The 14,854-nt window shown below is 47.7% G+C and carries 14 protein-coding genes; 8 read left to right on the top strand and 6 right to left on the bottom strand.

Annotated features, from left to right (window positions below):
• Positions 1–4: 4 nt before the first annotated feature.
• From lptB to HYN48_RS06770, 4 genes are all read right to left on the bottom strand, one after another.
• On the bottom strand, positions 5–745 hold the full coding sequence (gene lptB, locus HYN48_RS06755; protein ID WP_108370383.1) for an LPS export ABC transporter ATP-binding protein: 741 nt from the start codon (positions 743–745) through the stop codon (positions 5–7).
• Between the two features lie 131 nt (positions 746–876).
• Positions 877–1,224: a carboxymuconolactone decarboxylase family protein gene (locus tag HYN48_RS06760; protein WP_108370384.1), complete on the bottom strand. Its 348-nt coding sequence runs from the start codon at positions 1,222–1,224 to the stop codon at positions 877–879.
• The gene (gene tatC, locus HYN48_RS06765) at positions 1,205–2,032 is read right to left on the bottom strand and encodes a twin-arginine translocase subunit TatC (protein WP_108370385.1); all 828 of its coding nucleotides are present in this window, start codon (positions 2,030–2,032) and stop codon (positions 1,205–1,207) included. The genes HYN48_RS06760 and tatC overlap by 20 nt, the downstream gene beginning before the upstream one ends.
• Complete coding sequence (locus tag HYN48_RS06770) at positions 2,032–2,997, bottom strand: KpsF/GutQ family sugar-phosphate isomerase (RefSeq protein ID WP_245946003.1); 966 nt, start codon at positions 2,995–2,997, stop codon at positions 2,032–2,034. Before HYN48_RS06770 ends, tatC begins: the two co-directional genes overlap by 1 nt.
• An 86-nt stretch (positions 2,998–3,083) precedes the next feature.
• Here HYN48_RS06770 and HYN48_RS06775 point away from each other — a divergent pair, with 86 nt between their 5' ends.
• Positions 3,084–5,279 (top strand): RecQ family ATP-dependent DNA helicase, encoded by a 2,196-nt coding sequence (locus tag HYN48_RS06775; protein WP_108370386.1) that lies wholly within the window; start codon positions 3,084–3,086, stop codon positions 5,277–5,279.
• On the opposite strand, the gene HYN48_RS06780 is transcribed toward HYN48_RS06775, so the two are convergent.
• Complete coding sequence (locus HYN48_RS06780; RefSeq protein WP_108370387.1) at positions 5,280–5,522, bottom strand: hypothetical protein; 243 nt, start codon at positions 5,520–5,522, stop codon at positions 5,280–5,282. It abuts the gene before it with no gap.
• A gap of 106 nt (positions 5,523–5,628) precedes the next feature.
• Between HYN48_RS06780 and HYN48_RS06785 the strand changes: the two genes are divergently transcribed.
• The 6 genes from HYN48_RS06785 to HYN48_RS06810 all read left to right on the top strand — a co-directional run bounded on the left by HYN48_RS06785 (position 5,629) and on the right by HYN48_RS06810 (position 13,367).
• A complete protein-coding gene (locus HYN48_RS06785) occupies positions 5,629–6,684 on the top strand; it encodes a DUF2891 domain-containing protein (RefSeq protein WP_108370388.1) in 1,056 nt (351 codons plus the stop codon).
• Between the two features lie 185 nt (positions 6,685–6,869).
• Positions 6,870–8,432 (top strand): NAD(P)/FAD-dependent oxidoreductase, encoded by a 1,563-nt coding sequence (locus HYN48_RS06790; RefSeq protein ID WP_108370389.1) that lies wholly within the window; start codon positions 6,870–6,872, stop codon positions 8,430–8,432.
• Between the two features lie 117 nt (positions 8,433–8,549).
• Positions 8,550–9,596, top strand: coding sequence for a Kazal-type serine protease inhibitor family protein (locus HYN48_RS06795; RefSeq protein WP_108370390.1), 1,047 nt, complete (start codon positions 8,550–8,552; stop codon positions 9,594–9,596).
• 70 nt (positions 9,597–9,666) lie between these two features.
• Positions 9,667–10,188, top strand: coding sequence for an RNA polymerase sigma factor (locus tag HYN48_RS06800; RefSeq protein ID WP_108370391.1), 522 nt, complete (start codon positions 9,667–9,669; stop codon positions 10,186–10,188).
• Between the two features lies 1 nt (position 10,189).
• Positions 10,190–11,095, top strand: coding sequence for a FecR family protein (locus HYN48_RS06805; RefSeq protein ID WP_108370392.1), 906 nt, complete (start codon positions 10,190–10,192; stop codon positions 11,093–11,095).
• Positions 11,088–13,367 (top strand): TonB-dependent receptor plug domain-containing protein, encoded by a 2,280-nt coding sequence (locus HYN48_RS06810; RefSeq protein ID WP_108370393.1) that lies wholly within the window; start codon positions 11,088–11,090, stop codon positions 13,365–13,367. The genes HYN48_RS06805 and HYN48_RS06810 overlap by 8 nt, the downstream gene beginning before the upstream one ends.
• 7 nt (positions 13,368–13,374) lie before the next feature.
• Here the strand turns inward: HYN48_RS06810 and HYN48_RS06815 are convergent, their stop codons facing one another.
• Complete coding sequence (locus tag HYN48_RS06815; RefSeq protein WP_108370394.1) at positions 13,375–14,196, bottom strand: hypothetical protein; 822 nt, start codon at positions 14,194–14,196, stop codon at positions 13,375–13,377.
• Between the two features lie 130 nt (positions 14,197–14,326).
• Here HYN48_RS06815 and idi point away from each other — a divergent pair, with 130 nt between their 5' ends.
• Positions 14,327–14,854 carry an isopentenyl-diphosphate Delta-isomerase gene (gene idi, locus HYN48_RS06820; protein WP_108370395.1) on the top strand — a complete coding sequence of 176 codons (528 nt, stop codon included), beginning with the start codon at positions 14,327–14,329 and terminating at the stop codon, positions 14,852–14,854.

Here is a 14,854-nt window from a genome sequence, read left to right on the forward strand (position 1 = left end):
GGGACTAAAATTCGAGCTTCTTTTTTCGGAGTTCGAAATTCTGGCCCAGGTACACACGGCGTACGATTTCATCCTGTACCAGTTCCTCAGGGACCCCGGCTTTCAAGATGCCGCCCTCGAACATCAGATAGGTTTTATCGGTAATAGCAAGCGTTTCCTGCACGTTGTGGTCAGTAATCAGGATGCCTATATTTTTGTTTTTCAATTTGGCTACGATACGCTGAATGTCTTCAACGGCTACGGGGTCAACTCCTGCGAAAGGTTCGTCAAGCAGAATGAATTTCGGATCGGTTGCGAGCGCCCTGGCGATTTCCGTACGTCGCCTTTCGCCTCCCGAAAGTAAGTCGCCACGGTTCGTGCGGATGTGCTGCAGGCTGAATTCATCAATCAGCGATTCCATTTTGGCTTCCTGTTCGGCTTTGGAAAGATTGGTAAGCTGCAACACGCTCAGGATGTTGTCCTCTATGCTGAGTTTGCGAAAAACCGACGCTTCCTGTGCGAGATAGCCAATGCCGTTCTGCGCCCGTTTGTACATCGGGAAATTGGTAATATTGGTGTCGTCGAGGTAAATGTTACCACTGTTTGGTTTTACGAGCCCTACAATCATATAAAACGAGGTCGTTTTTCCGGCACCGTTCGGACCGAGCAAACCGACGATCTCTCCCTGGTTTACTTCGACCGAAATGCCTTTTACGACACTTCGTTTCTTATAGGTCTTGACTAAATTCTCGGCTCTTAGCTTCATTTTATAAATTGGATATGAGAAAATCGGTGTTCGTTTAAGATGTACGTGGACAAATTAAAGCATAATCGGAAAAATGGAAGGACAAATTAACACCACTTTGATAATTTTTATTTTCGAATGAGCGCTGTATCCTACTTGGCTTCCTCCAAAGCCTCCCAAAATTCGTAAGCCCTCCTCAGGTGCGGAATCACAATCGTGCCGCCTACCAACGTGGCAATGCCCATGGCTTCCATCATCTCTTCCCTGGTGACCCCTTCTTTGTGGCTTGTCTCAAGGTGGTATTTGACGCAATCATCGCAGCGAAGTACCGCAGAGGCAACCAATCCAAGCAATTCCTTGGTTTTCACGTCCAGTGCACCCGCGGCATAAGCATTGGTGTCGAGGTTGAAAATCCGCTTGATGACCAAATTATTATCGGCCAACAGCTTTTCGTTCATTTTCGAACGGTAATCATTGAATTCATTTACCAGATTGCTCATTTTTCAGTCTGTTTTTGGTTATGCGGTCAGCGATGAAAATACTGATCTCATACAGCAGCAATATCGGTATGGAAACGATAACCTGGCTTGGGATGTCCGGAGGGGTTACGATCGCTGCAATAATCAGGATGATCACGATGGCTATTTTACGGTACTTCCTGAGGAAGTCGCCTGTCACCAGGCCAAATTTAGCCAGGAAATAGATTATAATCGGGATTTCAAATACAATGCCTGATGCAATAATTGACATCTTGATCATTGAAATGTAAGAGTCGACATTGAAATCATTCTTAATCAGGTCGGTGGCAATAAAAGTACCAAAGAAGTTCACCGACAGCGGAATGATGATAAAGTACCCGAACAGTGCACCGATGAAGAACAATAATGACGTAATGATGACAAACATTGCGGCGTTCTTACGCTCTTTTTCGTACAGCGCGGGGCTGATGAATTTCCACAATTCCCACAAAATGTAAGGAATGGCCAAAACGAATCCCGCACTGATGCAGGTCCATAGGAAGATCGAGAATTGCCCGCCCACCTCGGTATTCTGGATCGAAAAGGCGAATGTCGTGGAGCAGGCCGTGGTCGAGTCGAGGCCAAGGTTCTGGATCAAATGGCAATACCATTGGTACACAATAAAATCGGGTTTTGATGGCCCGAAAATAATCGTGTTGAATATAAAATCGATGAAAAAATAAGAGGCGGTGGACATGATCAGGATTGCCACCGTACTGCGGATTAACATCCATCTTAAATCTTCAAGGTGGTCCATGAAGGACATCTGGTCTTTACTTTTCTTTGCCATTATACGATGCCTTCTTTTAAGATGTCGTGCAGGTGGATGATCCCTTTGTAGTCATCCTGATCGCTTACCACAAGCTGTGTGATTGAAAAATCTTCCATAATATTGAGTGCATCCATTGCCATGTCCGATGGCTTGATCATCTTCGGGTTTTTGGTCATAATATCTTTCGCGGTAAGCCCTGCGATGGTATCGGTGTTGTTGAGCATGCGGCGGATGTCCCCGTCAGTAATGATGCCGATGACTTTATTGTCGTCGATTACGGCAGTCACACCCAGCCTCTTTTCGGAAATCTCGAAAATAACTTTCTTAACCGGCGCATCTGGCGAAACCATCGGTTTGTGGCTGTCTTCGAGCATGTCTTTAACCCGCAGCAACAGTTTTTTGCCTAAGGCGCCCCCAGGATGGTATTTCGCAAAGTCCTCGCTTTTGAAACCCCGCAGCTCCATCAGGCTCACAGCGAGCGCGTCGCCCATGACCAGCTGTGCGGTGGTGCTGCTCGTCGGGGCAAGATTCAGCGGGCAGGCTTCGGCTTCCACGGTGGTATCGAGCACAAAATCAGCGCCTTTTGCCAAAAAGGAATTGATATTTCCCGTCATCGCAATCAGGGTGTTGCCAAAACGTTTCAGTATGGGTGTCAGGACCTTGATTTCAGGGCTGTTGCCGCTTTTTGAGATGCAGATGACGACGTCTCCGGGCTGTACCATACCCAGGTCGCCATGGATGGCTTCCGAGGCGTGCAGGAACATGGACGGTGTGCCTGTAGAGTTCATCGTGGCGACGATTTTTTGGGCTATGATGGCGCTCTTGCCGATTCCGGTCACAATGAGCCGGCCTTCGGCGCGCAAAATCAAATCAACAGCTTTTGGAAAGTCGTCTGTAAGCAAACCTGCGAGTTGTGCTATTGCCTGGCTTTCAGAAAGAATCGTACGGCGCGCAACAGTAAGTATATCGTGGTTTTTTGTCAAAACAGAAATAGTATAAAGTTTGTAAGATTTAAAGAAAGTTGCTATCTTTAGATTTGCAAATTTACGTAAATTCCCTTAAGTAAAGAATGAATTCAGACGAAATCGATATCTACAAAGAATTAAAAAAGTATTTTGGTTTCAGCCAGTTTAAAGGCTTGCAGGAAAAAGTCATCAGCAGTATCATTGCAGGTTCCAACACCTTTGTCATCATGCCTACCGGTGGCGGCAAGTCGCTTTGCTACCAGCTTCCGGCCCTCATAAAGGAAGGTACGGCCATTGTAGTTTCCCCACTTATTGCGCTGATGAAAAACCAGGTCGATGCCATCCGCAGCCTTTCATCCGAGAACGGCATTGCGCATGTCCTGAATTCGTCGCTTACAAAAACCGAAATCAACCAGGTCAAGAAAGACATCTCTTCGGGCCTGACCAAATTGCTTTATGTCGCGCCTGAATCGCTTACAAAAGAGGAGTACGTGGCTTTCCTTAAAAGCGTTCCTATCTCATTTGTAGCCATTGACGAAGCGCACTGCATCTCAGAATGGGGTCATGATTTCCGACCCGAATACCGTAATTTACGCCATATTATCAGGCAGTTGGGCGATGTACCGATCATCGGCCTGACCGCGACCGCTACCCCCAAGGTGCAGGAGGACATCCTTAAAAACCTTGACATGACCAATGCCAATACGTTTAAGGCATCGTTTAACCGGCCGAATCTGTTCTACGAAGTGCGGCCGAAAACCAAAAATGTCGAGGCCGACATCATCCGTTTTATCAAACAGAACAAAGGCAAATCGGGTATCATATACTGTTTAAGCCGTAAAAAAGTGGAAGCCATTGCCGATGTGCTTAAGGTGAACGGGATCAGCGCAGTGCCTTACCACGCCGGGCTTGATGCCAAAACCCGGGCGCGTCACCAGGATATGTTCCTGATGGAAGACGTGGACGTGGTGGTGGCCACCATCGCTTTCGGGATGGGCATTGACAAGCCTGACGTGCGTTTCGTGATCCATCATGACATTCCCAAATCGCTGGAGAGCTACTATCAGGAAACCGGGCGCGCCGGCCGTGATGGTGGCGAAGGGCATTGCATTGCTTATTATTCGTATAAAGACGTTGAGAAACTCGAGAAATTCATGTCCGGCAAACCGGTCGCCGAGCAGGAAATCGGCTTTGCCTTATTGCAGGAAGTCGTCGCTTACGCAGAGACATCGATGTCGCGCCGCAAGTTCCTGCTGCATTATTTCGGCGAGGATTTTGACGGTGAAACCGGCGAAGGTGCGGATATGGATGACAATGTCCGCAACCCTAAAACGAAAGTGGAAGCCAAAGAACAGGTCATCCAACTGCTCAAAGTCGTTCGGGATACCAAACATTTATACAAATCAAAAGAAGTCATTTTTACGCTGATCGGGAAGATCAACGCGGTAATCAAGGCACACAAGACCGATACACAGAGCTTTTTCGGTTCGGGACAGACCTTTGATGAACGGTATTGGATGGCCCTGATCCGCCAGGTTTTGGTCGAAGGCCTGCTGTCAAAAGACATCGAGACCTACGGCATCCTAAAAATCACGGAAAAAGGTTTCGATTTCCTGGATCACCCGGTATCATTTATGATGTCGGAAGACCACGAGTATAGCGAAGCGGAAGACGACGCAATCGTTACGGCCGCCAAGTCGTCAGGCACCGCTGACGAAGTATTGATGGGCATGCTCCGCGATCTCCGCAAGAATGTGGCCAAAAAACTCGGCGTCCCCCCATTTGTCGTATTCCAGGATCCCTCACTCGAGGACATGGCGTTAAAATACCCTATTTCGTTGGAAGAACTTGGCAATGTACACGGCGTCGGTGAGGGCAAAGCCAAAAAATACGGGAAGGATTTCGTCGCGCTGATCAGCCGGTATGTGGAGGATAACGACATCATTCGGCCCGATGACCTCGTGGTGAAGTCGACTGGCGCGAATTCCGCCAATAAATTATACATCATCCAGAATATTGACCGCAAACTGCCACTTGATGATATCGCCGCCTCAAAAGGCCTCACGATGGATGCATTGCTCAAGGAGATGGAACAAATCGTGTATTCAGGCACCAAGCTCAATATCCGGTATTGGGTGGATGAAATGCTCGATGACGAGCAGCAGGAAGAGATACACGATTATTTTATGGAATCGGAGACCGACAGGATTGAAGACGCCCTGAAGGAATTTGACGGCGATTATGACATTGACGAACTGCGCCTGATGCGGATCAAGTTTATCAGCGAGGTGGCCAATTGATTACTGCCCGCCATATATTTCCCCGCGATGCGGCTTCAGCGCATCCCTTACCGCAATCATATTGTCATCGGTGACCACCATAAAGGCAATGGCATGCATTTCGCCAAAAATTTCAAAGCCGGTAATCTCAAGCGGCAGTTTTTCAGCCGCGATGTACTCCTTTAAATGAATTTCGTGATGCTCCGCAGTTTTCGCCGATGCCGGTCCGCGGAAATCCCAGATGAGTTTGATTTGTCGTGACATTTTTTGAGCGCGTGAGTACCTTAGTGCTGAAGTGCCCGGGGCCTGGCGCGGTATGCAAAGGTAGGCAGTTTGTTCGTAAATCGTTATTTTTGATAAAACTTCAAAGATGAAAAATCTCTTTCCATTGGTATTGCTGCTGATTTCTCCATACCTGATTTCTCAGGAACTTACTTTAGAGCAAGCAAACCACCTCGCGACTTTGCCAATAAAATGCCTGCAGCAGGAGTACCCCAACAAACTCGGACAAATGCTGGCCGATTCCACAGAAATCCGATCGCCTAAACAACTGCACCCTGCGTTTTACGGCTGTTTTGACTGGCATTCCTCGGTGCATGGACACTGGAGTCTGGTATACCTTCTGAAAAAATTCCCTACTTTGGACAAGAGGGAGGAAATCATCCGAAAACTGCAAAGCAACCTTTCCAAAGAAAATGTCCAGCAGGAAGTGGCATACCTTTCCAAAAACCATGAGAAATCCTTCGAACGCACTTATGGGTGGAATTGGGTGCTGAAACTACAACTCGAACTCGATACATTCAACGCGCCTTTTGCAAAAGAAATGGCGGCAAACTTAAAGCCGTTGTCCAATCTGATTGTCGAAAGATACATCGAATTCCTGCCGAAACTGTTGTACCCTATCCGGATGGGCATGCACCCTAATACTGGCTTCGGACTCACATTCGCATGGGATTATGCCGATCATACCAACAATGAAGCGTTTAAAAAAAGCATTCGCGAAAATGCGATCCGGTTATTTCAAAATGACTCCGGCTGCCCGTTTAATTGGGAACCGAGCGGTACAGACTTCCTTTCGCCCTGCCTCGAAGAAATGGCCATTATGCAGCGCGTGATGCCGGAAAAGGATTTTCTGGTATGGCTGAAGAAATTTGCGCCGCAGCTTTTCAACAGGAAATTCGATTGGGAACTCGCTAAGGTTTCGGATCGAACCGACGGACATCTGGTACACCTCGACGGGCTCAACTTCAGCCGCGCGTGGAACCTCTATCATTTGCTCCACCAGTACCCGAAACAGTTTTCGCATCTCAAAGCGTTGGCGGACAAGCATTTTCAGTTCTCACTGCCTTCGGTTGTCGACGGCAATTATGAAGGCGAACATTGGCTGGCAACTTTTGCGCTGCATGCGTTTGAGGAGAAAGGGTAAATGCTGGTTTCAAATGTTTTTGAAGTAGGAGGCTCCAACAAAAGCAAATTCCTTTCAAATGTAAAATCTAAATTTGCACACTAAAAATCACGTGATTTGTTGCGTCTAGGGATGAGAATTTTGTCAACCCATTCCACGCTGCGGCTGCCCATGCAAACTCCCGGGAATTTCCCTAAATTTGCGCCATGCCAAAAGAACTCCTCATACAGGTTTCCCCTGACACTGCTGCGAATCAACTGTTATTGCTTGACCATGTGGCGAAACTCATCCGTACATCGGTTTCGGAAATCCAGCATATTTCGATATCGAAACGCTCAATTGATGCACGCCAGAAAGCCATCAAGATCAATCTTAAAATCAATATTTTTTTCAAGGGTGAGGATTTTGCGGAAGAAATGCCTCAGATGCCTGATTATCCTAATGTATCCAATGCAAAGGAAGTAATCGTAGTGGGCGCAGGCCCTGCCGGGTTATTCGCGGCTTTGCAACTGATTGAGCTTGGCTTGAAACCTATAGTCATTGAGCGTGGTAAAGACGTACGCGGCCGCCGCCGTGACCTCAAGGCCATCAACCGCGATCACATCGTCCATGAAGACAGCAATTATTGTTTTGGCGAAGGCGGTGCGGGGACGTATTCTGATGGGAAATTATACACCCGCTCCAAAAAGCGCGGCGATATCGACCGGATACTGAAGCTGCTCGTCGCTTTTGGCGCCACTCCCGACATCCTCGTGGAAGCGCACCCGCATATCGGGACCAATAAATTACCACAAATTATCAGCGACATCCGTGACAAAATCATAGAATGCGGAGGGACAGTCCTTTTTGAAACCAGGCTGACCGATATCATTGTGAAAAACAACGAAGTCCAGGGAATCATTACGCAAAAGGGCGACAAAATTACTGCTGACAAAATTATCCTGGCTACCGGCCACTCCGCCCGTGATATTTTCGAATTGCTTGACAGGAAAAAAATCCTCATTGAAGCAAAACCATTTGCACTGGGTGTAAGAGCAGAACATCCGCAGGAGCTTATCGATAAAATCCAGTACAGTTGCGATTACCGCGGAGAATTCCTGCCGCCGGCGCCCTATTCAATTGTAAAACAGGTGAGCGGACGTGGCATGTATTCTTTCTGCATGTGCCCGGGTGGTGTCATTGCACCCTGCGCCACCAGCCCCGGAGAAGTGGTCACGAACGGCTGGTCCCCATCTAAAAGGGATCAGGCTACAGCGAATTCAGGCATCGTCGTCGAATTGAAACTGGAGGATTTCAAGCCATTTGCCAAATTTGGTGCACTGGCCGGAATGGAATTTCAGAAAAGCATTGAGCAACGGGCGTGGCATCTGGCCGGGCAAACACAGAAAGTGCCTGCACAGCGCATGGTCGATTTTTCACAGCGCAAAATGTCTTCGGATATCCCGAAAACTTCTTATGTTCCCGGAACCACTTCAACGGAACTCGGCGACGTTTTCCCGGGATTCCTGACACAGATTTTACGTGAAGGCTTCACTGAATTCGGTAAATCCATGAAAGGCTACTTTACAAACGATGCCATATTGCACGCACCAGAATCGCGTACGTCATCACCCGTCAGGATTCCGCGCGATCCGGAAACACTCGAACATTTGCAGGTCAAAGGATTGTATCCCTGCGGTGAAGGCGCCGGCTATGCAGGCGGGATCATCTCGGCGGCAATCGACGGCGAAAAATGTGCTTTGAGAGTAGGGGAGTCCCTGAGTTCGTAAACGCTGAGACCGGCATGGCTTCCGTGCTTCGGGGCACCGCTGAAAAAAAAACGTAAAAAAAAGTAGGGTGTTGCATTTTTGGGTTGTCTAAGACGTAAACACTTAAAAATAATTATTATGAAAAAAATCAAGCTATTATTCCTGTTCCTCAGCATGGCAGCACTGACCTTGTCTTCCTGTGCAGACGAAAATCCGGTGAACAACACCGCCAACACCGACGCGAGTATATCGTTGCGGACGACCCTCAGGCAAATCAAGAAAACCATCGGTACTGCCGGAAGGGATGGCAGCGGCGACCAGGCGACATGCTTTAATTTCGTTTATCCGATTACATTGTCCTACAACAATGGTACGGTGATTGAAGTCAACTCTTACGACGGGCTGATTGCACTGCTTGAAGCGGAGACCGAAAATTTTTACCTCGAAGGCATCCAGTTTCCGTTCCAGGTCCAGGAGGAAATGACGATTACGACAATCAACAACGAGGACGAATTCATGGCATTGGTACAATCCTGCGGTTTCGATACGATCGACGAGGAAATTTATGTATTCGACTGTTATGACATCGTTTACCCTTTCTCAGTAATCAACCAGGACCAGCAAGTGATCGTAATCAACAACGAAAGCGAATTGTACAGCCTGTTTGCAAACCCGTCCACGAACGGTGACGACTACATCGTTGACTTCGTTTATCCGATTTCACTCACCGGAAACGGGCAAACCTACCAGGTCAATAATCTCTACGAGCTGTTCGACTTGTTCGAAGACTGTGAAGGCGATACCAGCTGTATCTGTCCGGCGAACTTTGATCCGGTATGTGTTTCGGACGGAGAGGGCGGCATAATTACGTTCGGGAACCAATGTCTGGCGGAATGTGCCGGCTACACGGAAGCGGACTTCATGGATTGCGGCATTGTTTCGCCCGAGAATTTTGGCGCGCTGCTCGGAACCTGCTTCCAGATGAGTTATCCGTTACAAGTCGCCTATCAGGGTGCTCTCGTTACCGTAAATAATGATGGTGAATTGCTCCAGTACTACGATGCGAGCGTGCAGGAATTGCCTGATTTCCACTATCCGGTACAGGTCATTGATACGCCGGTAAGTTCGATATCGATTGCCGGTGCAGCGCAGTTTTCACAGTTCATCAATACGCACTGTAATTAATTTTTAAACCGATTCCGGTAGGCATTGCCACATGTTTTTCCCAAGCATGTGGTGATGTCTTTTTAAACCGATGGAGAAAAACACAGATCATTACGGGTTATGCGAACCGGCAGCTTTCCGGCTGACGTTCGACGCGCATTATAAAATCCTGAGGAATTTCCTGATATTCAGGTACAGGGATGCGGACCTCGCTGACGACGTGGCGCAGCATGCCTTCGTAAAACTATGGGAAAATTGCAGCATATTGAAAAAAGAACAGGCGAAAAGCTTTTTGTTTACCACCGCCACCAGGCTGACGCTGAACCACATCAAGCACCGGAAAGTCGTCAGTAATTTCCAGGTGGCTTTTGTGCCAAAAACAACCGACACCGAATCGCCGCAATTCCTGATGGAAGAAACCGAATTCAGGCAGCGGCTTGAAAACGCCATCAGCAGCCTGCCCGATAAGCAGCGCGAGGTGTTCATGATGAACCGGTTTGAAAACCAATCCTATGCAGAGATTGCCGCCGCTTTGGATTTATCGGTAAAAGCTGTTGAAAAACGGATGCATCAGGCGTTGCTCACCTTACGGAAAACAACCACTAATATTTAAAATGATGGAAAACCACGACACCTATTTAGCAGCATGGTTTGAAGGGAAGATGACTGATGGGGAATTGCAGGAGTTGATTTCCGCGGAAGCTTTTGCACATTACCTGAAGATAAAAAACACCCTGTCCGGAATGGAATTGCAGACACCTGGCACCGAAGGGCATTTTGAGCGCATTAAAGATCGGCTTGCAGCGCAGCCTGTTGCGAGGCCGCGCGTCATGAAGTTGCGGCATTATTTTGCTGCAGCAGCCTCGGTACTCCTTTTCGTGTGCATTGGTTTATATGCTTTCCGTAACAACACGGTGGTGACTGGTTTTGGCCAACAGCAGCGCATCACCCTTGCTGACCATTCTGAAGTGCATCTCGCTGCGAAATCGTCACTGGTTTATGCCAATATCTTTAAATTCAGCCGTAACCTGAGCTTACAGGGCGAAGCGTATTTTGAAGTGGCCAAAGGCAGCAAATTCACGGTCAATACACCGCAAGGGACTGTGACCGTCTTAGGTACCAAGTTTAATGTTGTCGCTTCCGGTCGTTACTTTGAGGTACATTGCGATGAGGGCCGGGTGCGAGTGGCTTCAAAAGCGGGTACCGTCATCCTGACCCCGGGCAAAAGCGTCAGTTTTTATGAAAACGGCATCAGGGAATGGCAGCAGGAAATACGCCCGCACAGCCACCAATCGCAAACCGAAAGCGCCTTTTACAGCACACCCGCTGAGGTGGTGTTTCAGAAAATTGAAAACCAGTTTGGTGTGAGCATAACCTATCCTGACGCAGTAAGGAGCAAGGGATTTACGGGTGCGGTTTCACATACCGACCTGAATAAGGCGATGCAGTCAGTCTGCCTGCCGCTGGGCTTGACGTACACGCTGTCCGGCCGAAATAAAATCGAAGTGACGGATGAATAGGATTTTATTTGCGTGTTTCTTCCTCTTTTCGGGTGCGGTTTTTTCCCAATCCAAGGTACTCGGATGCACGGCAATGCCTCTGGCGAAAGCCATTCTCAAGATTGAAAACGAATTTGACATCAAATACTCTTATGCTGACAGCCTGGTGTCCGGCAAAGAATTAACGCTCCTGAGGAAAGACTACCGCATTGATGACATCAATGCGGAATTGGAAATCCAGGTAAGACTCCGCGCACAACAAATCAGCGAACGCTATTATGCCTTAATACCCGTGGAGGAACCGCCCTCACTTGTGGCACTCAATGAAGTCGTAGTGGGCGCGTTCCTGATCAATGGGGTCAGCAAATACAACCAGCGTTTCGTGCTGTCGCCGCAAAAATCGGATGTGCTTGCCGGCGTCACCGATTCGGATGTGCTGCTGTCGCTGCAGCAGCTGCCGGGTGTGAAAAGTCCGAATGAGACCGTAACGGGACTGTACGTGCGCGGCGGTACCCAGGACCAGAACCTGATCCTGCTTGACGGCATAAGGCTGTACCACCCGGGGCATTTGTTTGGTATGATTTCGGGGATCAATCCGAATATTGTGAAAAGCGTTGGTTTTTATAACAAGGCGACGCCCGCGAATTACGGCGAACGCGCTTCGAGTGTGATCGATATCACGACCTCGGAAAAAGTCGAGGAGGATGTGCGGGTCAATGCCGGTGTCAACGCCCTGAACGCAGACGTGTTTGTCCAGCTCCCCGTGGTGCGGAATAAACTGGATATACAGCTCTCCGGGCGCAAGTCGTTTACGGAAGTGTGGCGCAGCACGACCTTCAACCAGCTTGCCAATAAGGTATTTCAAAATACTGATTTCAAGTCGTTCGACAATAGCAACGCGTTCCGGTTTTATGATTATTCGGCAAAAATGATCTTCAGGCCTACGCAGAAAATTCTGCTAACCGTCACGGGACTTTCAATCAGTAACAACCTCGATTACCGGTACAAGATTGCCGCCGACAGCACCTCGAGTCAGCAAATGAAGATATTGGATGACGGGTACAGCATCAATTGGCATCACAAGCCGTCTGATCGGTTTTCCTATAAGGCTTCGGCGTATTATTCAGTGTACGATTTTGATTATTCGAAAACCAAAGCGCATGACATTACAAAAAATTACGAGGTGTTTAAAAAGCTCAACAGGATTGTAAATTCAGGTGCGGAGCTGAGCTTCCATACGCTGGTAAACCCGAAAATGCAGCTCGATTTCGGCTATCAGCTTTCGGGAAATGATGTCTCGCATTTGTTTAATACCTACAATCAGGAAGTGGGGATTGACCTGAACCAGCGCCGGCTTTTCTCCGTAGCGCACGCGCTCTTCCTGAGCCACAATTATGATTTGGCAAACTGGCGCTTCCAATCCGGACTTAGGTACAATTATTTCAGCAATATCGCTGCGAGCACGCTCGAGCCAAGGATTTTTGTGCAGAATAAACTGACCGGGGCTTTCGCGCTGCAGCTGTCATTTGAACGGAAGAACCAGTTCATGAGCCAGGCGCGCGAGAACAGCATCAACGACCTGAGTCTCGAGAATTATGTCTGGGTGCTGTCCGATAATAAGAAATACCCGATCCAGAAGGCGGACCAATTTTCGGCCGGATTTATTTTCAGGGAGGACAATTGGCTTGTAGACTTTGATGCGTATTATAAGACGGTTTCGGGAATCACGGGGCTGAACTTCGGGTTTTTCAGCCAGAATGAACAGCAAACGTTGAAAGGGAACGGATTTACGAAAGGTGTTGAGGTATTTATCCAGAAAAAGGCAGACAATTGGCGCAGCGCCATCACTTATTCCTTTCAGGATTCGCAGAACAAATTTGACGGGCTCAACAACAACCGTTATTTTCAGTCAAACAGCAACATCAAACACGCGCTAAACCTTAACGTAAATAAAAAGTGGAACCGCTTTTCTGCGGCGTTGGGGTGGTTTTGGCATACCGGAAAACCATACAGCAGCATCAGTGACCTCGGCACCACCGAATCGTTTAACGCCGATAACCTGCCTGTATACCATCGAATGGATGTGTCGTGCGAGTATGCATTTTTATTCGGGAAAATTAATTTCAGGACAGGCTTTTCAGTGTACAATCTGTACAACCGCAAAAGCCTGATCAGCCGGGAGTATGAACGACAGTTTGTGACCGCCGCCGATCTCGCGAACGAACGTTACAAGCGCAATGATTATTATTCGCTGGGTATTACGCCAAACGTGTTTTTCAGGGTAAGTTTCTGATCTTGGACTACTTTGTCTCAGGACAGAATTCCCCGTATTTGACGATAAACTGCTCCATAAAATCACGGTCGTACTTGTGATAGGTGTCGAGGTCTGAAATTTTCTGTCCCTCGGTCAATTTTGAGAATTCGGAGTCAAGCTCGGCCTGTTTTGCCTCGCTTTCTTTCCACGCCTGTTTTCTTTCCTGTCTGGAAGTGGTACCATCGGCTGTTGCTTTTTCGATTTCAGCGGTCATCTGAGGACAGTCCTTGAAAAGATCGGTCAATGGCAGCGCTACCTTTTTTCTCAGGGAAATAAATGTCAAAATATCGGTGGTATTGAGATAGTCGATGGCATAATCCATTTTTGGATTTTGGTAATAGAAAAAGTATTCCCTTACAGTGATATCGCGGCTGAATCGGTCTGCCGGATTACCGGGTTCGGTATGAACAAATGTAAAACCGTAAATGTTAATCAGCCCTTTGCGGACTACGGGCAACAGGTAAATGCCGTCGTCGTTCAGTTTACCGCCGCCGCCGATGCGCATCAACCGTATCGCTTTGTATTCAAGATCGCCTTTTTCAAAATGAAAAATAACATAATCGATATCCTTAACCGAAACCTTTCTTGCATTTCCTTTTTCAGAATCCCTTATTTTTAGGACTTTAGCATCAAGGTTGTAAGTGTGCTCCCAGGAACCGAAACCAAGCAGGTCAATTTTCTTTTGCATGATGTTTTCCATGAAGCCGTTTTCTTCATGTCCGTCCTTGTATTTGACAGCTACAGGGAAAACTTTTGAATAACCCAAATTCAGGGTTAAAAGGCAGATAATCAGCATTATCTTTTTCATGGTGCGAATTTTTGCGCAAGTGTAGCGATAATAACTGAAAAATGAAAGTGAAAAAGGGAGATTTCCTGAAACTTAAGAAACCCTGAAACACCAACCTAATTTTTGTATTTTTACGTCGATAAAAATTGTTATGACAGAAGAACAGGTGATTTTGGTCGACGAAAACGACAATCAGATTGGATTGATGCCCAAGCTCGAAGCGCACGAAAAAGCAATGCTCCACCGCGCGTTTTCGGTTTTTATATTAAATGACAACAAGGAGATCATGCTCCAGCAACGTGCCGCCGGCAAGTACCATTCACCGTTGTTGTGGACCAATACCTGCTGCAGCCACCAGCGCGAAGGAGAGACCAACATTGAAGCCGGGACACGCCGTTTGTTTGACGAAATGGGAATCCGGACCGATTTAAAGGAATTATTCCATTTTATTTACAAGGCGCCCTTTGACAATGGGCTGACCGAACATGAGCTAGATCATGTCATGATCGGCTGGTACAACGGCAGTCCAAGCCTGAACCCGGAAGAGGCTGAGGACTGGAAATGGATGGCGGTCGAGGATATCAAAGCCGATATGGCGAAGAGGCCGCAGGTTTACACTGTCTGGTTCCGGATTATTTTTGACGAATTTTACCATTACCTGGAAGAACACACACTATAA

The organism is Flavobacterium magnum, from assembly GCF_003055625.1.
In the GTDB taxonomy this organism is placed as follows: Bacteria; Bacteroidota; Bacteroidia; order Flavobacteriales; family Flavobacteriaceae; genus Flavobacterium; species Flavobacterium magnum.